Annotated in this window: 16 protein-coding genes and 1 tRNA gene; 14 read left to right on the top strand and 3 right to left on the bottom strand. The window is 65.7% G+C overall.

Annotated features, from left to right (window positions below; genetic code table 11):
- Positions 1 to 23 precede the first annotated feature (23 nt).
- The 8 genes from modA (at position 24) to JI75_RS07770 (ending at position 7,642) form a co-directional block, all read left to right on the top strand.
- The gene (modA, locus tag JI75_RS07805; RefSeq protein WP_039690040.1) at positions 24 to 902 is read left to right on the top strand and encodes a molybdate ABC transporter substrate-binding protein; all 879 of its coding nucleotides are present in this window, start codon (positions 24 to 26) and stop codon (positions 900 to 902) included.
- A gap of 73 nt (positions 903 to 975) precedes the next feature.
- Positions 976 to 2,451 carry a molybdate ABC transporter permease subunit gene (gene modB, locus JI75_RS07800; protein WP_240993163.1) on the top strand — a complete coding sequence of 492 codons (1,476 nt, stop codon included), beginning with the start codon at positions 976 to 978 and terminating at the stop codon, positions 2,449 to 2,451.
- Between the two features lies 1 nt (position 2,452).
- Positions 2,453 to 3,553, top strand: a complete 1,101-nt coding sequence (locus JI75_RS07795; RefSeq protein ID WP_039690038.1) for a sulfate/molybdate ABC transporter ATP-binding protein — start codon at positions 2,453 to 2,455, stop codon at positions 3,551 to 3,553.
- Positions 3,554 to 3,722: 169 nt separating this feature from the next.
- Positions 3,723 to 4,727 carry a GTP 3',8-cyclase MoaA gene (gene moaA / locus JI75_RS07790; protein ID WP_039690036.1) on the top strand — a complete coding sequence of 335 codons (1,005 nt, stop codon included), beginning with the start codon at positions 3,723 to 3,725 and terminating at the stop codon, positions 4,725 to 4,727.
- An 85-nt stretch (positions 4,728 to 4,812) separates the two neighbouring features.
- A complete protein-coding gene (gene moaC, locus JI75_RS07785; protein ID WP_039690034.1) occupies positions 4,813 to 5,325 on the top strand; it encodes a cyclic pyranopterin monophosphate synthase MoaC in 513 nt (170 codons plus the stop codon).
- Positions 5,326 to 5,466: 141 nt separating this feature from the next.
- Positions 5,467 to 5,892: a YbaN family protein gene (locus JI75_RS07780; protein WP_052241696.1), complete on the top strand. Its 426-nt coding sequence runs from the start codon at positions 5,467 to 5,469 to the stop codon at positions 5,890 to 5,892.
- Between the two features lie 183 nt (positions 5,893 to 6,075).
- Positions 6,076 to 6,585 (top strand): RNA polymerase sigma factor, encoded by a 510-nt coding sequence (locus JI75_RS07775; RefSeq protein ID WP_240993162.1) that lies wholly within the window; start codon positions 6,076 to 6,078, stop codon positions 6,583 to 6,585.
- Positions 6,572 to 7,642, top strand: a complete 1,071-nt coding sequence (locus tag JI75_RS07770) for a DUF4179 domain-containing protein (RefSeq protein ID WP_082019826.1) — start codon at positions 6,572 to 6,574, stop codon at positions 7,640 to 7,642. The genes JI75_RS07775 and JI75_RS07770 overlap by 14 nt, the downstream gene beginning before the upstream one ends.
- A gap of 92 nt (positions 7,643 to 7,734) precedes the next feature.
- Here JI75_RS07770 and JI75_RS07765 read toward each other — a convergent pair.
- Both JI75_RS07765 and JI75_RS07760 read right to left on the bottom strand, forming a co-directional pair.
- A tRNA-Leu gene (locus JI75_RS07765) sits at positions 7,735 to 7,818 on the bottom strand.
- Positions 7,819 to 7,998: 180 nt separating this feature from the next.
- On the bottom strand, positions 7,999 to 8,970 hold the full coding sequence (locus JI75_RS07760) for a 3'-5' exonuclease (protein ID WP_039690032.1): 972 nt from the start codon (positions 8,968 to 8,970) through the stop codon (positions 7,999 to 8,001).
- A 228-nt stretch (positions 8,971 to 9,198) separates the two neighbouring features.
- Here JI75_RS07760 and JI75_RS07755 point away from each other — a divergent pair, with 228 nt between their 5' ends.
- The 6 genes from JI75_RS07755 (at position 9,199) to hypD (ending at position 17,387) form a co-directional block, all read left to right on the top strand.
- Complete coding sequence (locus JI75_RS07755) at positions 9,199 to 10,605, top strand: Sapep family Mn(2+)-dependent dipeptidase (RefSeq protein WP_039690030.1); 1,407 nt, start codon at positions 9,199 to 9,201, stop codon at positions 10,603 to 10,605.
- A gap of 89 nt (positions 10,606 to 10,694) precedes the next feature.
- A complete protein-coding gene (locus JI75_RS07750) occupies positions 10,695 to 11,408 on the top strand; it encodes a LytR/AlgR family response regulator transcription factor (RefSeq protein ID WP_039690028.1) in 714 nt (237 codons plus the stop codon).
- 175 nt (positions 11,409 to 11,583) lie between these two features.
- Positions 11,584 to 13,308 (top strand): glucose-6-phosphate isomerase, encoded by a 1,725-nt coding sequence (locus JI75_RS07745; RefSeq protein ID WP_039690026.1) that lies wholly within the window; start codon positions 11,584 to 11,586, stop codon positions 13,306 to 13,308.
- A gap of 113 nt (positions 13,309 to 13,421) precedes the next feature.
- Entirely contained in the window at positions 13,422 to 15,911 is a 2,490-nt protein-coding gene (locus tag JI75_RS07740) for a carbamoyltransferase HypF (RefSeq protein ID WP_039690024.1), read from the top strand.
- An 82-nt stretch (positions 15,912 to 15,993) separates the two neighbouring features.
- Entirely contained in the window at positions 15,994 to 16,251 is a 258-nt protein-coding gene (locus tag JI75_RS07735; protein ID WP_039690022.1) for a HypC/HybG/HupF family hydrogenase formation chaperone, read from the top strand.
- Between the two features lie 53 nt (positions 16,252 to 16,304).
- The gene (hypD, locus tag JI75_RS07730; RefSeq protein ID WP_039690819.1) at positions 16,305 to 17,387 is read left to right on the top strand and encodes a hydrogenase formation protein HypD; all 1,083 of its coding nucleotides are present in this window, start codon (positions 16,305 to 16,307) and stop codon (positions 17,385 to 17,387) included.
- Here the strand turns inward: hypD and JI75_RS07725 are convergent.
- Positions 17,381 to 18,562, bottom strand: coding sequence for a glycosyltransferase family 4 protein (locus JI75_RS07725; protein ID WP_052241694.1), 1,182 nt, complete (start codon positions 18,560 to 18,562; stop codon positions 17,381 to 17,383). The genes hypD and JI75_RS07725 overlap by 7 nt on opposite strands.
- Positions 18,563 to 18,641: the final 79 nt, after the last annotated feature.

The raw sequence follows: 18,641 nt of genomic DNA, 5'->3' as shown, positions 1-18,641 counted from the left end.
GCAAAACCAGAGGAGGACATCGAATGAAGAAGCGTGCGCTCGTTGCGGTGGCGTGCTCGGTCGCATTGGCCGGAGCCCTCGCGTTGACGGGGTGCGCCGGCACGGGATCGTCGGCGGGTTCGTCGGACCAGAAGTCGGATTCGTCTGCCCAGCCGGTCCAGCTCACCGTGTTCGCGGCTAACTCGCTGGAGAAGGCCCTGCCCGAGGTTCAGGCGCTGTATACGGCCAAGACGGGCGTGACGTTCGCCGACACGCAGTTCAAGGCTTCGGGTGACCTGGTCAGCCAGCTGCAGGCCGATTCCAAGGCGGCCGACGTCCTCATCACCGCCTCTACGGCCACGATGGACACGGCCGTCTCCAACAAGTCCGTCGACGAGTCCACGCGCCTCGATATGTTCAAGAACGACCTCGTGCTGGTCGCCGCTTCCGGCTCCGGCATCAAGGTCTCTTCGGTGGCCGATCTCGCGGGCGACTCCATCTCGTCGTTCGCCCTGGGCGAGCCCAACGCGGTTCCCGCCGGGAAGTACGCCGTTCAGTCCCTCGAGGCCGCAGGGCTGTGCACCACGGCAACGGATGATGCCAAGAAGATCTCCGTGACGTGGGCCGACACCGTTGCCTCCAAGGTGAACGCCGGCGCCGACAAGGTCGGCACGGTCGCCAAGTACGTGGCGAGCGGCCAGGCCCAGGTCGGGTTCGTCTACAGCTCCGACGTGTACCGCTACGACGGCATCGAGGCCATCTTCACGGTTCCGGCCGACACCCACAAGGCCATCAAGTATCCGGGGGCCGTGTGCGCCGACACTGCGAATTCCCAGGCGGCAGCCGACTTCCTGAAGTTCTGCATGGAGGACGTCGAAGCTCAGAAGGTGTTCTCGAAATATGGTTTCGAGCTTGCCGCGTAGATCGGCGGTCGGTTCTCGAGAGGATCCGAAGCACCGGCATCTCGCCGGTGCTTCTTCTGTACAGGGAGGACTCGTGCGTAGTTGTTCAACGGGGCGCTCGGCAGCCCGTGCGATCGGCAGGTTGGTCGCCGTCGGATTGACGGCCGCCTTCCTCGCGGCCGCATGCGCTTCGACCGCGTGCGCCGACGAGACTCCCGTCGGGGGAGCCTCGTCGGCGCGGATCGCGTCGGCGTCGGGCGAGGCGGATTCGCCCGCAGTGTTCGCGGACGCGGAGGGGCGGCCCCTTTCCGCAGGTACGGGCGATGCATCCGAAGTGGAGGGCGTCGTGTCGGTGTCCGAGGACTTCTCCGCCTCCACGCTCGAGCATTGCGATTTCGGGATCGAGTCGTTTTCCCGGCAGAACAAGGGGACCAACCGCGCCGTGGGCGGGGTCTCGATAGGGTACCGGTGGCCCATGGCCTCCGAGCGCGCCTTCGCTCTCGTTGCAACCCGTGATGCGGTCATCGTCTACGTTCCCGCTTCGGTCGCCTCCGAGCTGGGCGTAGACATCTCCGACAAGCGCTTCCAAAGCCGCTTCCTCGCGCAGGTCGAAGCGCTCGACCGGGGTGCGTCGAGCGGCGGGGCGCTCATCGATCCTTCGGGAAAGACGTGCTATTTCACCAGCAGCAAGACGGTGCTGGCGGGTGCGTTTTCGTACGGGTTCGCCCAGGAGGCGGAAGGGAGCTTCTACGCGACCAGCCGCCTGGACGGCTCCGACGACGGAAGCGCGGGCGGCCTGTTCATGGAGACCGGCCTGCTGAAACCTGCAGCCGATGTGATCGTGGTCGAGAAGCCCGAGGGCGCTGCGGCGGTCGCGGCGTTCTTCTCGTCCCTCGACTGGAGCCCTCTGTGGGTGTCGCTGCGCACGACGGGCGCCGCCATCGTGTTCATCTTCATCCTGGGCCTGTTCGCGGCATGGGCGACCATGAGGGTCTCCGATCGGCTGAAGGGCGTCTTGGACACCCTGTTCACTGTTCCCATGGTGCTTCCCCCGACGGTATGCGGCTTCCTGCTGCTCCTTCTGTTCGGAAACTCCACGGCGACGGGCCGTTGGCTCATCGAGCACGGCATCGACGTGGTGTTCACCTGGCAGGCGGCGGTCATCGCCTGCGTGGTGGTGGGCTTTCCCATGATGTACCGCACGGTGCGCGGGGCCTTCGAGAACCTCGACGCGGCCATGCTGGATGCGGCCCGGACGCTGGGGTGGGGCGAGGCGAAGGTGTTTTTCCGCCTCATGCTGCCTTTGGCATGGCCCTCCATCGCGGCGGGAACGGTGCTCGCGTTCGCGCGCGCCATGGGCGAGTTCGGCTGCACCCTGTTCTTCGCGGGAAACTATGCGGGGATCACGCAGACCATCCCCATCGCCATATACTTCGACTGGATGGGCGGCAAGTCGGATGTCGCCCTGTTCTGGGTGCTGGTGGTCATCGTCTTGTCGTTTTTGGTGATCCTCCTCATCAACGTGTACTCGTCGCGCACGCAGCGCTTCAAGAAGAGGTTGGGGGATTAGCGTGGCCATTTCGATCGACATACGCAAGAAGCTCGATGCGTTCACGCTCGAGGCGGCGTTCGAGGCGGGAAGCGAGACCCTCGGGCTTCTGGGGGAAAGCGGCTGCGGGAAGTCGATGACGCTGCGCTGCATCGCCGGCGTCGAGACCCCCGACGAGGGCAAGATCGTCGTCGACGGAACCGTGTACTTCGATTCGGCCGCTGGGATCGACCTGTCCGCCCAGCAGCGCAAAACCGCGCTGCTGTTCCAGAATTACCTGCTGTTTCCCCATATGACCGTCGAGCAGAACATCGCGGCGGGCATGGGGAAGGCGACGCGCGCCGAGCGGGACCGGGCCGTGGCCGAGCAGGTGCGCCGGTTCGCGTTGGCGGGTTTGGAGAAGCGCTATCCGCTCCAGCTTTCGGGCGGTCAGCAGCAGCGCGTGGCCCTGGCCCGCATGCTGGCGGCCCAACCGGGCATCCTCATGCTGGACGAGCCGTTCTCGGCCCTCGACCCGCACCTTAAGGCGGGGCTCGAGCAGAACCTCTCGCTTCTGTTCGATCGGTTCGAGGGGACGGTCCTGTACGTGAGCCACGACATCGACGAGGCCATCCGCCTGAGCGATCGGATCGCGGTCATCGAGCAGGGTAGGATCAAGGAGCTGTCAACATCGTCCGACTTGGTCGATTCGCCCAAATCCGTCGCCTCGCTCAAGCTTTCGGGCTGCAAGAACATCGTTTCGGTCGAGCGCGCCGCAGATGGCAGGATACGGGTCCCGGCATGGGGTGTCGAACTCGACGTTGATCGCCCCCTTCCTTCCCGAATCGGGAAGGCGGGTGTGCGGGCGTTTCGCATCGAACGGGCCGAAGGACCGGGCGTCAACTGCTTCCAGGTGAGGGTGAAGCACGCAATCGATTCCCGCTTCGACCGAACGTGCCTGGTCGATCTGGTGGGCAAGGAGGGCTCGGCCTGTCCTCTCGCAGAGGACGGCGAGCTTCTGTCCGAAAGCGATCTGGTGTGGCGCATAAGCAAGCTGGCTGAACACGAGGAGCGCCTGCCTCGGCCGGGCGATGTGCTGTGGGTGCGCATCCCTCCCGAGCAGATCTACGTCGTCTCCGATTAGCGTCAGAGCCTCGCGGGACGGACGGCCCCGTTTCGGGCCGTCCGTCCCGCGAACCGTGACGAACGGCAACGAATCGGTTTCGCCATCCTTACCGTGACGTGATTATGCGCACCCAAGAATGAATCGCGCGGCGGGTCGCGTATACTGGCGCGTAAGAATCGAGGGAGCCATGAAAGACGGACACGGCCGAACAATCGACTACCTGCGCATCTCGCTGACGGATCGGTGCAATCTCCGCTGCATCTACTGCATGCCGGAAGAGGGCATCGATCTCATCGAGCATGAGGACATACTGCGCATCGAGGAGATCCAGCGCATCGTTCGGGTCGCGACGCGTATCGGCATAAAGAGCGTCAGGCTCACCGGCGGAGAGCCCACTGTCCGCCGCGGCATCGAAGATCTGATCGGCGATATCGTTTCGCTGCCTGAGATCAGGAACGTGTCGCTCACCACCAACGGGATCCTGCTGCCCAAGATGGCGCGCCGGCTGAGGGAGGCGGGGCTTTCGCGTGTGAACATCTCGCTCGACACGCTCGATAGACGGCAATATGCCCAGATCACGCGCCGCGATCGCCTTCCCGAGGCGCTTGCGGGCATCGATGCCGCCCTGGAAGCGGGCCTCGACCCGGTGAAGATCAACGCGGTCACGGTGCGCAGCCTGAACCAGGATTACTTCGACTTCGCCAAGATGTCGATCGAGAGGCCCCTGCACGTCCGCTTCATCGAGTACATGCCGGTGGGCGAAAGCGCCGGCTTCGATGGCTTGGGCTGGGGCGAGCGGGATGTCTATCCCAGCGAGCAGCTGGTCGCAGACATCAACGCGCGAGCGGTCGAGCGGGGGTTCTTGCCGCTTGAGGCCCTCGACGGCGCGAGCGGTCCGATCGGGTGGGGTCCGGCCCGCTACTTCTCGTTTTCGGGGGCGAAGGGCACGGTGGGGGTGATTTCGCCCCGGTCGCGGCATTTCTGCGGGGATTGCAACCGCTTGAGGCTGACGGCTGACGGGAAGCTGCGGCCCTGCCTGTTCTCCGATCGCGAGTTCGACGTGCGCGCCGCTTTGCGCACCGGGGGAGAGGAGGCCGTGTATGCGGTATTCCTCGAGGCGCTGGGCGAAAAGCCCGACGATCACCACGATCGGGTCGGCACCGAGCGCGGTATGAGCCAGATCGGGGGGTAGGTCCGTTTTCGCAGGCGTTCCGACACCCCGTGGGCCACGGGCGCGGGGCCTGCCGTCACATCCGTTTCCAGAAGCGAGGAGCATCATGTCCGAACAGCAGCTTACCCATATCGACGACAAGGGCGACGTCCGCATGGTGGACGTGTCCGAGAAGGCCGACACCCAGCGCGTCGCCGTTGCGGAGGGGTTCATCTCCATGCGTCGGGAAACCCTCGACCTCATCGTCGAGGGCAGAGCCGCCAAAGGAGACGTTTTGGCGTGCGCCCGCGTCGCCGGCATCATGGCGGCCAAGCAGACCAGTTCGCTCATCCCGATGTGCCATCCTCTGAACATCACCAAAGCGAAGGTGGAGTGCACGCCGGTCGGCCCCGGGGCGCGCGATGACGGCAGGACGGGCATCCATGTCCTGGCGACGACGGGCGTCACCGGCAAGACCGGCATCGAAATGGAGGCGCTCACGGCGGCCGGCGTGGCCTGCCTCACCGTCTACGACATGTGCAAGGCGGTCGATCGCGGCATGGAGATCGGAGAGATCCGCCTTCTGCGCAAGGAAGGCGGCAAGACCGGTCTGTGGGAGCGCGACCCCGAGAAATCGTAGCGCTTGCCGTCGGGCGGCCGTCAGCGTCCCTCATTTGTTATACGCGCTTTACTTTATCGCCATCCGATGGTAGGTTAGCTGCGAGTACGGTTCGACTATCGAAGGCGTCGGGGTTTCGTCGGCGCTACATTTGGAGCGCTTATGCTAGACACACAGACCGCCCAGGCTGAAAACGGGGTCTCTCGGTGCCGGGCGGTTCGGTGCGCTTGGGCTGCCCTGGGCTTTCTCTGCTTCGGGCTTGCGGTAATCGGGTTCGTGGTGCCGCTCATCCCCTGCACTCCGTTCCTGCTGGTGTCCGCCTTCTCCTTCGCGCGCAGTTCGGAGCGGCTCGATCGGTGGTTCAAAACCACCAGGCTCTACCGCATGGTGCTGGAGAATTACGTCGCCAAGAAAACCATGACGCTGAAGGCCAAGCTCACCCTGCTCGTGCCGGTGACGATGCTTCTGGCCTTCGCCTTCGCGATGATGGGCTCCGCGCCCGTCGGACGCGCTATCGTGGCCGTCGTCTGGGTCGGCCACATCGTGTACTTCGGCTTCATCGTGAAGACCGAGAAAAGCGCGTCGTAGCCCGCCGTTTCCTCAGCGCGGCGCTTTTTCGCCCCCGTTTCGAAAAAAATAGCTCAATATGGGTCAGGAAACGCTCCCCCGATCCGTTTCGTAAGTGAAAGCGGAAATGCGAGGCGGCAACCGCAGGGCGGGCGGTCCTTTCGGGCCGGGGCGCCCTTGCGGCTGCGGCGAAGGAGGTAGACGGTGGGGCTGGGCGAGGAGCGCGACGACGAGGCGAGGGCCCGGCGGGCGGTGTCGCTGTACGCCAACCTTATCCTGAGGCTGTCGTATACCTATCTGGGATCGTCCCATGACGCAGAGGATGTGTGCCAGGTGGTTCTCATGAAGCTTCTGAACTGCGACACGCCGTTTCGGGATGCGAACCACGAGAAATCGTGGGTGATACGGGTGGCGTCGAATGCGTGCAAGGATCTTCTGAGATCGCGTCGCAGCGCACGGATCGTGGCGTTGGGCGAGGTGCCCGAAGTGGCCGCTCCCGAACCGGACGAGGCGTACCGCGAAGTGCTCGATCACATGATGGGGCTTCCCCTCGGGTACCGCGAGGCGCTGTTCCTCCACTACGTCGAAGGCTATTCGGCCGCCGAGATTTCCCGCATGCAGGGCAAGTCGGAATCTGCCGTGTTCAAGGCGCTGAGCCGCGGGCGGCAGATGATCCGCGAAGCGATCGAGGGAGGATGCGATGAACGATCCTAGGATGGGCGGTTTCGCCGAGCGCGAGGGCGAGGCGATCAGGGAGGCGTTTGAGGGCCTGTCGTTTTCCGACGAGCAGAAAGAGCGGCTGGCGCAGCGGCTCGCCGCGGGGGCGCCGTCGGCGAAGATCCTGCGGTTCTCGCCGGCGAAGCGGCGCTATCGCTTCGCCGTGGCCGCGGCAGTGGTCGCCGCGATGGCCCTGGGAGGCGGCGCCTATGCGGCGGCCGGAGGACTCGTCGGCGTCCAGCAGTTCGCCGACCGCGTGTTCAACGGAGCCCCGGCGCAGACCGAGCTGCTGGGCACGGTGGGCCATCCCGTCGGGGCCTCTGCGCAAAGCGGGGGCGTAACCGTCACGGCCGATGCGGTGATGGGCGACGCGCACGGATACGCGGTGGTGTACAGCATCAGCCGCGACGACGGCAGGCCCTTCGAAGGCGTCGAGCCTCTCGAAAACGGCCTTCTCCCCCTCGGATTCGACTATGCGGACCTGAACGTGGTCGGAATGAGCGGGGCGTACGGCGAATCCTATTTTTACGACGAAGATCCGTCCGACAACGCGATCCAGTACGTTGAGAAGATGACGGTCGATTCGCCCGCCGGGGGCTTGGTGGGCAAGACCCTGCGCAGCTCGTTTAAGGGCTTGTTCATCCTTCCCGCAGACGGGCAGCGTCGCTACCTGGCGGAAGGGGTGTGGGAATTCGGGTTCGAGCTGCTGTATTCCGACGCTTCGGTTTCGTTTCCCGCCGGACAGAGCATAGCCGTATCCGAGGGGGCGGCTACGCTGAGGGAGCTGTCGGTGTCTCCGATTGCGCTGTACCTTTCGTGGGAGGAAGCCTCGGCGCCCGACCCGGACGCCGACACTATGCCCGCGCCCGACGTGAAGGTGGTCATGAAAGACGGCAGCGTCGTCGCTTGCGATATCGAGCGCGCCGGCGGTTCCGCGGAACCCGGCGACGGCAAGGTCGTCTGGTCGCGCAACGTGTTCTTCGATCGGATCATCGATCCGAGCCAGGTGGAGTCGGTGCAGGTCGGCGGCGCATCTTTCAAGCCGGTGGCCTGAGGACGGGGCGGCGCCGACGCGCGAGTATAAAAAAGCACCCGGATCGGGTGCGTAACGAGGGGGCTGTGATCAGCCCCCTCTTCGATTTCAAGTGGTGCCCGAGGCGAGAGTCGAACTCGCACGAGTTTCCCCAACGGTTTTTGAGACCGCCGCGTCTGCCATTCCGCCACTCGGGCGCAGGGTTGAATTATAGCTCATGAGCCCAACCGATGCGAGCCGGTTCCCGTCATCATAATTTCCAAACGCCGGCTTCGCCGAAGCCGACCCCTTTTGTGCGCCCGGCGCATTCGGGGGGCTCCGTCGGCGTCGGGGCTTGTTCGAGCGCGGCCCGTGCGCCGGGGCGTGAGGGAGCGCGCCTACGCCTTGAACAGGTTGCGCTCGCGGATCTCCTCGCGCACCGTGCGCAGCATGAGGTCGGCGTCGTCGAGGCCCAGGTGCCGCTCTGCTTGGTCGGGAGCGAGGGTTCCGCGCCGCCGCGCCCAGTTCTCCAGCGCGGCCGGCTTCGCGTCGAAGGGCATGAACTGCGTTTCGCGGTCGAGGTTGCGGCAGATGTCCCGCGTGTCGATGGGGATGATGCGCCCGGCCTTGCGCCCTTCGGCATACCCTTTCAGGTTCAGCATGAACCACGAGTCCTCGAAGGCGGCGTTGTGGGCCATGTAGGGATGGGACTCCAGGACCTGGAGCAGCTTCGCCTGGAGTTCGGGGTTCTCGCGCAAAGGCTTTTCGTCCTTCACGTTGTCCCAGGTGATTTTATGGATGTTGGCCAGAGGGACGCCTTTTTGCTCGTACTCGGCGGGAAGCCCGCAGAACAGGCTGGCCGCTCCGTACGGCTCGGCGTCGGCTTTGAGCTCCATCAGCTCCCATCCTATGTTGATGATGCGGCCCCGATCGGGATGGCGCGAGGTGGTCTCGATGTCGATGCCCACCACGGTTCCGCACATGCCGTTTCCCCCGGCGTAGGCCGTGGCGATGGGCTGGCGGCGCTGGACGGTTTCCTTCAAGACGGTTTCGGGCCGGCAGCGGCGCAGCTTGGCGATGGCGCGCACCAGGTCGTCGTCGGACAGCCCGCGGGACAGGTTCAGCCCGCGCATGCGCTCGACACGGTCGCTTTCCAGCTGATCGGCCAGCTCTCGGTTGCGATCGGCCAGTTCCAGCACGAGGTCGAACCCGAATCCGGGGTTGTCCTGGGTCATGAAGGCCTCGGTGAGGATCTTGATGGCCTCTTCGTTTTTCGCGCATTCGGTTTCGATCGCCTCGTCTCCGAATGCCAGCAGGAAATCGGGGAAGGCGAAGGCGTTTGCGTGCTCGAGGGCCTGGTCGATGTTCATGGGAATCCCTTCGGTTCGGATGGGCGCGCGGTGCGTCCGCTCGCGGGTTGGTCGGGAATAATCCTAGCACGAGGGATGCCCTCTGGGCCGTTCGCGGTTAATCTAGGCATCGAGTCGATAGATGCGGCGTTCGCGCGGCCTCGTCGTCCGCGTCGCGCGGTTTTGCGCGAAGGCGGGCGCACGGGCGGGGCGGGCGTCGTTGGAACCGAAGCGGAAGGCGGGGACGGCATGGATGAACGCGAGCTGCTCGCGGCGGCGGACGAGTACCTGGAACGGCATTGGGACGATGTGCTGCGCGATATGGGGGAGCTCATCTCCATAGAGAGCGTGGAGGATCTGACGGCCGCGCAACCCGGCGCTCCCTTCGGTCCCGGCCCGCGCGCTGCCTTGACCTGCGCGCTGGACATGGCGGCCGGCTACGGCTTCGAGGTATGCGACTGCGAGGGGTATCTGGGCTACGCCGACGCGGTGGGGCTCAGCGCCACCCAGATCGGCGTGATCGGGCACGTGGACGTCGTTCCGGTGGGGTCCGGCTGGGCGTATCCCCCCTTTTCCCTCACGCGCAAAGACGGGTTTCTCCTGGGGCGCGGCACGAGCGACGACAAGGGGCCGATGGTCGTGGCCTTGCACGCCGCCCGCCTGGTCAAAGACGCGTGCGGTCCCTTGCCCTACACCGTGCGCCTCATGTTCGGGGCCAATGAGGAGACGAACATGAAAGACGTCGAGCACTACCGCGCGCATCATGCCGACCCGGCGTTTCTGTTCACGCCCGACGCGGAGTTCCCCGTTGGATACGGCGAAGCGGGCATCTGCAGCGGGACGGTCGAGGGCCCCGTCATCGAGGGCGGGGACATCGTGGAGTTCGAGGGGGGCGCGGCGGTGAACGCCGTGCCGGGGCAGGCCCGCGCGGTCGTGCGCAGCCCCCGCGCGCTGGCCTCGAGCGGCGAAGTGGAGGCGACGGCACTCGGGGACGGCATGTTCGACCTGTTCGCGCGGGGAAAAAGCGCGCATGCCTCGACGCCGGAGCTGGGACGCAACGCCATCGGGATCCTCGTGGGCTACCTGCTTGAAAACGGGGTGGGAACGCCCGAGGAGCGCGCGTTTCTGGAGTTCGAGCGAAGGCTGCTGTCGGCAAGCGACGGATCGGGCTTGGGAATCGAGGCGCACGATGACGATTTCGGCGACCTCACCTGCGTCGGAGGGGTGGCGTCGCTCGTAGACGGAGACGGGCGTCTGCGCCAGACGATCGACTGCCGGTATCCCACCACGACCTCGGCCGCCCTCATCGCCCAGCGCGTGGCCGCCGCCGCTTGCGAAGCGGGCGCGACCTTCTCGCTCGACCACGATAAGCGGCCGTTTCTGACGAGTCCCGATTCCGAGGCCGTTCAGGCGCTTTTGGGCGCGTACCAGCGCGTGACCGGGCGCGACGACGGGGCTTTCACCATGAAGGGGGGCACCTACGCGCGGCTGTTCACGCGCGCGGCCAGCTTCGGGCCCGAGATGCCCGACGAGGTCCGCCCTGCCTGGGTGGGGACGATGCACGGTCCTGACGAGGGGATAAGCGAGGAAACTTTGAAAGACGCGTTCAGAATTTACGTGTTGTCCCTCGCCGCTCTGATGAAATGCGCCCTGTGACCCACTCCGCTTGCTCTATAATCGGTGTCGTGTAACCAACCGCAGGACAGCCCTTTCGCCCAGGGGCTGGTGTTCGAGGAAGGTCCGCTGTGCTTAAAGCGATTATCGTTGACGACGAGGCCCCTGCCCGTTCCGAGCTCAGGTTTCTGCTTGACGAGCTTGGCCAGACCGAGGTTGTGGCCGAGGCCGCAAGCGTGCGCGAGGCTATCGAGAAGCTGAAGGAATACCCCTGCGACGTCATGTTCCTCGATGTGAACATGCCCGAGGCCACCGGGCTGAAGCTCGCCGACGGCCTGCAGCATCTGAAGTTTCCCCCCGCCGTGGTGTTCGTGACCGCCTACAGCGAGTACGCGCTGGACGCCTTCAAGGTGAATGCCGTCGATTACCTGGTGAAGCCCGTTGAAACCGAGCGCCTCGCCCAGGCCATCGCCCGCGTGCGCGAAAACGTCGCGCTGCACCTCCAGGCCCAGAAGTCCGAGCGCATCCCCGTCGAGAAGGGGGGCAAGAAGATCTTCATCCCCATCGACAGCATCCGCTTCGTCATGGCTCGCGACGACTACGCCTACCTGCAGACCGACGACGACCGTTACTTCTCCACGGTGAGCCTGGCTCAGCTGGAGAAGCGGCTGGACGGGCACGGCTTTTTCCGCGTGCATCGCGGCTACCTGGTGAACCTCTCGCTGGTCGAAGAGGTCGAGCCGGTGACCGGGGGAACGCTGTCCCTCGCGCTGAACGGCGTTGACGAGCGCATCCCCGTTTCCCGGCGCCGCGTGTCGCTTCTCAAGAAGGCGTTGGGATTGTAGCGGACGCTTCGTGTACGAGGGAAGGCCCCAAGCAGCGGTGCTTGGGGCCTTCTGTTTGGAGGATGGCGTTGGGGGCGCCGTCCGGGCCGTGGGAATCGGCCTGTCGGCGTTTTGGTAAAATGGCACACGTATCTGCATTTACGCGTTCCTCAAACGGACGAGAGGATTTCCTCAGATGATTTCCGTGGAAATGGAAAAACTGTACCCATCGGGCAAGACCCTGGTGAAAGAGCATATCGCGAGCCGTATCCACGCCAAGGACGCCTCGGTGTACGACTTCTCCGACGAGGCGCTGGAATGCGCTCGCAACTACATGGGCTGGACCGACCTGGCCAGCAACCCCCCGTGCCCGTTCGCCGATATCCGCGCATTCGCCCGCGAGGCCGTTGAGGCCGGGATGACCGACGTGGTCCTCATCGGCCAGGGCGGGTCGACCCAGGCTTCGATGACCATCACGAAGTACAACAAGGTGGATTCGTCCGACATCCGCTTCCGCACGCTGGACTCAGACTCCCCGGTGCGCCTGCGCGAGGTTCTTGCCATCGTGGATCCGAAGACCACGATGGTGGTCATCTCGTCGAAAAGCGGCGGGACCGTCGAGCCCCGCCTGATGCTGGCGGCGGTGCGCGAGGCGTTTTGCAAGACCCTGACCGAAGAGGAGATGCGCCGCCATCTGGTGGCTATCACCGACCCGGGGTCCGAGCTGGAGCGCCAGGCCCGCGAAGAGGGCTGGCGCGCGGTGTTTTCCGGCGAACCCACGGTGGGGGGCCGCTATTCGGCCCTGTCGGTGTTCGGCCTTCTGCCCGCCGCGCTCGTGGGAATCGACATCGAGCACATGATGGCCTGTGCCCTCGAGGCGGAGCGCGCCTGCAGCGAGGACTCCATCGACAACCCGGCCATCGGGCTGGCATCGTTTCTGTACGACAACTACCTGAAGGGCCGCAACAAGTTCTCGGTGCTCACGCAGAAGCGCGGCCGCGTTCTGGGCCTGTGGATCGAGCAGCTGGTGGCCGAGAGCCTGGGCAAGGAGGGCCAGGGAATCCTTCCCAACATCGAGGTCGACTCGCTTCTGCTGTCGTCGGATCCGGGCGACCGCAGCGTGGTGATGTACCAGACCAAGAACGATTCGTGGGACGAGATGCGCAACTTCGAGATGAGCCTCTCGTACGTCGACCCCACCATCCCGCGCATGAACTACCGCATCGAGTCGGTCGAAGAGCTGGCCGAGCACTTCGTGGTGTGGGAGTACGCCATCGCCATGTGCGGGTACCTCATGAAGGTCTGCCCGTTCGACCAGCCCGACGTGGCTTCGGCCAAGTCGGAGGTCCTGAACATCCTCGAGAACGGCGAGCCGGCTCCCGACTTCGTCGAGCACTTCATCGGCGCGTGGGACATGGGTGAGGCCGAGGTGCGCGTTGGGTCCCGCCTTGCGGGCCCGGGCACGATCCGCGAATCGCTGCGCACCCTGTTGGGGTCGATCGAGCCGGGGGATTTCTTCGCGCTGAACGCGTTTCTGCCGTTCACGGGCGAGGGTCGCCGAGAGGCGCTCGAGGTCGTCCGCCACGGCGTCGCCGAGGGGTTCGGCGTGGTGTCGTGCCTGGAGGTGGGCCCGCGCTACCTGCATTCGACGGGCCAGCTGCAGAAGGGCGGCCGCAACGACGGGGTGTTCCTCATCCTTTCCGCCGACGAGCTGAAAGACATTCCCTTGCGCGACACGGTGGCCCCGAGTTTGGGGGCGCTCGCCAAAGCCCAGGCAGTGGGCGATTTCGTGACGCTTTCCTCGCGCGATCGGCGCGTGGTGCACCTGCATCTTCCCGATAACTCCGGCGTCACGCTGCGCGCGCTGGCCGCCGAGGTGACGTCGGTGGTGAGGGAGATCCGGGAGCTGCGGGAGGCTTAAGGGCTGCGGAGAGCGGCGGATCCGGGGCGCGTGGCGCGGTTCGCTGTCGGTTCGGATGTCGAAGCGATCCTTCCTGCGAACGCGGGAGGGATCGTCTGTTTTAGGAGGTTGCTATGATCGAAGCTCTCGACATTCAGGTGAAAGGCGTCGTCCAGGGGGTCGGTTTCCGCCCCTTCGTCTACCGCTTGGCCAAGCGCTACCTGATCAACGGATGGGTGCTGAACGCCGTCGACGGGGTGACCATCCATGCCGAAGGGGAGCGGGAGCATCTCGACGGCTTCGTCATGGAGATAGCCGACAACGCCCCTGCGGCCGCCAAGGTCGAGCGCATCAAGATGCGCGATGCCGTGCTGGAGGGCTTCACCGAGTTCGAGATCAGATTCTCCGACGACGGGGCCGCCGAAGCGACCACGCTGGTATCTCCCGATCTGGCGACCTGCGAAGACTGTCGGCGCGAGCTGTTCGATCCCGACAACCGGCGGTACCGCTACCCGTTCATCAACTGCACGAACTGCGGGCCGCGCTTCACCATCATCAACGGGCTTCCCTACGATCGCCCGAAGACCTCGATGGCCGACTTCCCGATGTGCCCCCGATGCGCGAAGGAGTACGCCGACCCGCTTGACAGGCGCTTCCATGCGCAGCCGGACGCCTGCTTCGAATGCGGGCCCCATATCAGCTGGTGCGAGGTGGTCGACGGCACGGCGGGCGAGGTGACGTGGGGCGCGACGCGCGAATCGAGCGACCGCATCTTCTCCGAGGCGGTGCGGGTCCTGTCGGCCGACGGCATCGTCGCGGTGAAGGGCCTGGGCGGCTTCCACTTGGTGTGCGATGCATCCAGCGAGGAGGCGCTGGCCAAGCTGAGGGCGCGTAAGAAGCGCGACGGTAAGGCGTTTGCGGTGATGGTGGCCACGGTCGAGGACGCCCGCGCCTCGTGCGAGGTGGACGGCTCCGAGGCGGCTCTCCTCGAGTCGCCGGCGCGCCCCATCGTGCTTCTGCGCAAGCGGGCGGACGCCCGCTTGGCGGCGGGGTTGGCCGACGGCCTGCCCGATCTGGGCGTTATGATGCCCGCCACTCCGGTCCAGCACCTGCTCATCCACGACTTCGCCGAGGCGACGGGAAAGCGCATGCTGGTCATGACTTCGGGCAACGTCCACGACGACCCCATCGTCACCGACGATGGGGCGGCTCGCGTTGCGCTGTCCCGCATCGCCGATGCCATCCTGGGAAACGACCGGGCCATCGAGTCGCGCTACGACGATTCGGTCGTGCGCGTTCTGAGCGTTCCCGGCACGGATGCCGCGGGCGAGCCCAACCGGGCGGTTCAGTTCTTCCGCCGCGCCCGCGGGTTCGCGCCGGCACCCCTGCGGCTCGAGTTCCCCGGCGATGCGGCAAGCGCCCCTGCGGCCGAAGGCGAAGGGGCCCCTGCGCCTGCGGGCGAGCGGGGGGAGGCCGAAACGGGCTTTGGCTCCGATGCGCGCGGGGGCGGCGCCCCCTGCATCCTGGCCTGCGGGTCCGAGCAGAAATCGACGCTGGCCCTCACGCGCATCCCCGAAGTGTTCGTGTCCCAGCATATCGGCGACGTCGAAAACGTCGAGACCTACGATGCCTGGTTCGAGGCGAAGCTGCGCTACGAAAGCCTGTTCGAACTGAGCCCGACCGTCGCGGCATGCGATGCCCATCCCGAGTACCTTACGGCGAAATGGGCGCGCGAACAGGATATTCCCGTGATCGAGGTACAGCATCACCACGCTCACATCGCCTCGGTGATAGGGGAGCACGGCATCGACGGCGCGGTGTGCGGCATCGCGTTCGACGGAACCGGGTACGGCGCCGACGGGGCCCTGTGGGGCGGCGAGGTGCTGCTGGCCAACCGTTCCGACTACGAGCGCTTCGCGAACTTCTCGTACGTCCCGATGCCGGGGGGTGCGGCTGCCATCGAGAACCCGTTGCGCATGGCCTACGGCGTTTTATGGGCGTTCGACCTGCTGGACCACCCGGCGGCTCGGCGCGTCCTCGACGAGCTGGGGGATCAGGCCGCGGTATGCGACCAGATGATCGAGCGGGGGCTGAACGCGCCTTCCACCTCGTCGGTGGGCAGGCTGTTCGATGCGGCTGCCGCGCTTGCGGGGGTGTGCGCCCATCCCACCTACGAAGGGGAGGCCGCCATCCTGTTCGACGCCGCGCGCTGCGGTGAGTCCCGCGTCGAAGACGACGAGCGCTACCGTATCGCCATCACGAAGAACGCCGCGCTTCCCGACAGCACCGCCCACGACACCTCGGCGGTTCTGCTCGACGCGAGCCCGACGTTCTCGGCGCTGCTGGACGACCTCGAGGCGGGGGTGTCCGTCCAGACCGTCTCTCTGAGGTTCCACGCCGCCTTCGTGCGCGCGATGGTGGACGTCGCCGAGCTGGTGCGGGGTGTGTACGGGATCTCGACCGTTGCGCTGTCGGGCGGGGTGTTCATGAACCGCTACCTGGTCGAGCGCGGGCTTGAAGAGCTGGGAGCGGCGGGGTTCACCGTTGCCATCAACGCCGAGTTACCTCCGAATGACGGATGCATATCCTTCGGCCAGGCGGTGGTAGCATCGGCCGTGTGTTAGTACCGTGCAAACGGGCCGGAAGCGCGGGGTGCGCTGCGGCGAGAGGGGCTATTCTGGAATCGACCGGAAAGAGGGTTTGGGTATGTGCCTAGCGATTCCCGCTCGTATCACCGAGCTGAAAGAAAACAACATGGCCGAGGTGTCCATCATGGGCACGACGCGCGACATCTCCATCGACCTCACCCCCCAGGCGGGCCTGGGCGACTACGTGCTGGTCCACGCGGGCTTTTCCATCGAGGTGGTGGGCGAGGCCTACGCGAAGGAGACGCTAGCCCTCATCGACGAGATGTCCGAGCTGGTCGACGATTTCGAGGCCAGCTCCCAGGCGGCGGTCCGCTGATGGAGCGCTCGGCCGATCGGGGAGCCGGCGCTTCCGAGAAGGGCGCCGCGCGCATGGAAGAGGAGCTCGCGCGTTTCAAGGACCCCGTGCTTGCTCGCAGGATGCTCGACGCGATCGCAGCCTTTTCCCCTGGTGAAGCGGTGCTTATGGAAGTGTGCGGGACGCACACGGTATCCATCGCGCGCAGCGGCATCCGCGACCTGATGCCCGCGGGGGTGCGCCTCGCATCGGGGCCGGGCTGCCCGGTGTGCGTCACATCGAACAGCGACATCGACACCGTCATCGCCCTCGCGCGCGTTCCCGAGGTCATCATCGCCACGTTCGGCGATATGACTCGCGTTCCCGGATCTACGTCCAGCCTGCTGAAAGAGCAGGCCGACGGGCGCGACATCCGAATCGTGTACTCGCCGCTCGACGCCCTCAGAATCGCGCAGGACAATCCGGGTCGCGAGGTGGTGTTCGTGGGCGTCGGGTTCGAAACGACCACGCCCCTGGTGGCCATCGCCGTTAAGCGGGCGCTTGAGGAGGGGCTGGAAAACTTCAGCGTATTCGCAGCCCATAAGAATATGCCGGGCGCTATCGAGGCGATCATCGCCGACCCGAAGCTCAAGGTGTCGGCCCTCATCCTCCCTGGCCACGTGAGCACCATCATCGGTGCCGAGCCGTACCGGTTCCTGGCCGAGAAATACGGCATCCCCGGGGTCATCACCGGTTTCGAGCCGGTTGATATGCTCCAGGGCATCGCCATGATCATGCGCCAGCTGCACGAAGGCCGCGCGGCGATCGAGATCGCGTACGCGCGCGGCGTCATGCCCGAGGGCAACCCCGTGGCGAAGGCGGCCATCGACGAGGTGTTCGACACGTGCACGGCGACGTGGCGCGGTCTGGGACCCATCGAGGGGTCGGGGTACCGGCTGCGCGAGCGCTACGCGGGGTTCGACGCCGTATCGAAGCTGCGCCCCCAGGTCGAGCAGACGCGTGAGCCGAAGGGGTGCCGCTGCGGCGATATCCTGCGCGGCATCATGCGCCCCGACGAGTGCCCCTTGTTCAGGAGGGTCTGCACGCCGGAAAACCCCGTGGGGCCCTGCATGGTGTCCAGCGAGGGCAGCTGCGCGGCGTACTTCCGCTACTACTGATTCCGCCGACCGATCCCGCTTCCGGACGGGCCGTATACGGCATCCAGGAGCAATCGGGCGGTTTCGTCCCACGAGCATCGGTCTTTCGCGCGCCGATAGACGGCAGCTCCCTGGGAGGCGGTAAGCGCCCGGTCGGTCGCGGCGTCCCTCAGCGCCTGCGCCACCGTTTCGGGTCGGGCGTCTTGCAACAGGGTGCCGAAGCTCCGATCGGGGATCAGCTCGTCGGTGCCCCCCACATCGGTGACGATCGCGGGCGTCTTGCAGGCGGCGGCTTCGAGCAAAGCGGTGGCGAACCCTTCGGAGCGGGAGGGCAGGACCATCGCATCCGCTTGGGTCAGCAGGGCAGCCAGGTCTTCGCGCGACAGTTTTCCCAGCGTATGAACGCGTTTGCAGCCAAGCGCATCGATCGCGCTGCTTTCGGGCCCCGCCCCTGCGATCAGGGCATGCACGGGGGGCGCGTCGGTCCCTTCGAGTAGGGAGACCGCTCGGGCCAGCGCGAGCGCGCCTTTTTCGGGCACCAGCCTTCCGGCGAACGCCGCGATGAAGGCGCCGTCCTCAAGATGCAGCTCGGATGGGAAATCGCGATCGCTCGCGCACGAGGCGAACGCGTCGGCGTCGATGGCGTTGGGAAGCTCTCCGGACGAGGAGATACCGAAATGGCCCAGCCACGCGCTCGCTTTGCGGGAGACGGCGAAGAATGCGGGCCGATAGCGGACCACGCGCTTGGCCATGGCGTGCTCGACCGCGCGCACGGCCGGGTCGATGAACCCGTTTCCCATGGTCAGATGCGCCGAGCCATGCTCAACCACGATGCTTTTCGCGCCGATCCTGTCGGCGAGGGCCAGTCCCTCCAGCGAATGCGGATAGAACCGGGCGTGCACCACCACGCAGTCGATGGCCTGACGTTCGATCCAGTTCATGAGCCGGCGGTATTCGGCGTTTTTGAGGGGAACGGGGTAGCGGCCGCCCAGCAGGTTGCGGCAGGGGAGCCGCACGATGTCAAGGCCCGCTTCCGACGTGCGGGCTTCGAGCCCGTGGGTGTTCGAGGTGACCGTGATCACGCGCACGCCGCGTTCGACCAGGGTGCGCGCCAGGTGCTCTGTATACGACTCCACGCCGCCCACGTTCGGGGAGTACAGGGCGGAGAACATGCAGATGCAGCGTTGACGGTCCATGGCTTGCGGTCTCGGTTTCAAGGGGTGGAATGGATAAAAACACGATTAATGGTATCATGTAAAGTCTTTTGCGTAGGAG

This window comes from Berryella intestinalis (assembly GCF_000814825.1).
GTDB classification, from domain to species: Bacteria; Actinomycetota; Coriobacteriia; order Coriobacteriales; family Eggerthellaceae; genus Berryella; species Berryella intestinalis.
This window is presented reverse-complemented; position numbering and strand designations above follow the sequence as displayed.

What these genes read in the sequence shown, in the direction of transcription:
- JI75_RS07745 (WP_039690026.1), top strand. Translation starts at nt 11,584, where the DNA reads ATGATTTCCGTGGAAATGGAAAAACTGTACCCATCGGGCAAGACCCTG.
- moaC (WP_039690034.1), top strand. Translation starts at nt 4,813, where the DNA reads ATGTCCGAACAGCAGCTTACCCATATCGACGACAAGGGCGACGTCCGC.
- JI75_RS07760 (WP_039690032.1), bottom strand. Translation starts at nt 8,970, where the DNA reads ATGAACATCGACCAGGCCCTCGAGCACGCAAACGCCTTCGCCTTCCCC.
- JI75_RS07770 (WP_082019826.1), top strand. Translation starts at nt 6,572, where the DNA reads ATGAACGATCCTAGGATGGGCGGTTTCGCCGAGCGCGAGGGCGAGGCG.
- JI75_RS07740 (WP_039690024.1), top strand. Translation starts at nt 13,422, where the DNA reads ATGATCGAAGCTCTCGACATTCAGGTGAAAGGCGTCGTCCAGGGGGTC.
- JI75_RS07735 (WP_039690022.1), top strand. Translation starts at nt 15,994, where the DNA reads ATGTGCCTAGCGATTCCCGCTCGTATCACCGAGCTGAAAGAAAACAAC.
- hypD (WP_039690819.1), top strand. Translation starts at nt 16,305, where the DNA reads ATGGAAGAGGAGCTCGCGCGTTTCAAGGACCCCGTGCTTGCTCGCAGG.
- JI75_RS07755 (WP_039690030.1), top strand. Translation starts at nt 9,199, where the DNA reads ATGGATGAACGCGAGCTGCTCGCGGCGGCGGACGAGTACCTGGAACGG.
- JI75_RS07780 (WP_052241696.1), top strand. Translation starts at nt 5,467, where the DNA reads ATGCTAGACACACAGACCGCCCAGGCTGAAAACGGGGTCTCTCGGTGC.
- modA (WP_039690040.1), top strand. Translation starts at nt 24, where the DNA reads ATGAAGAAGCGTGCGCTCGTTGCGGTGGCGTGCTCGGTCGCATTGGCC.
- JI75_RS07725 (WP_052241694.1), bottom strand. Translation starts at nt 18,562, where the DNA reads ATGGACCGTCAACGCTGCATCTGCATGTTCTCCGCCCTGTACTCCCCG.
- moaA (WP_039690036.1), top strand. Translation starts at nt 3,723, where the DNA reads ATGAAAGACGGACACGGCCGAACAATCGACTACCTGCGCATCTCGCTG.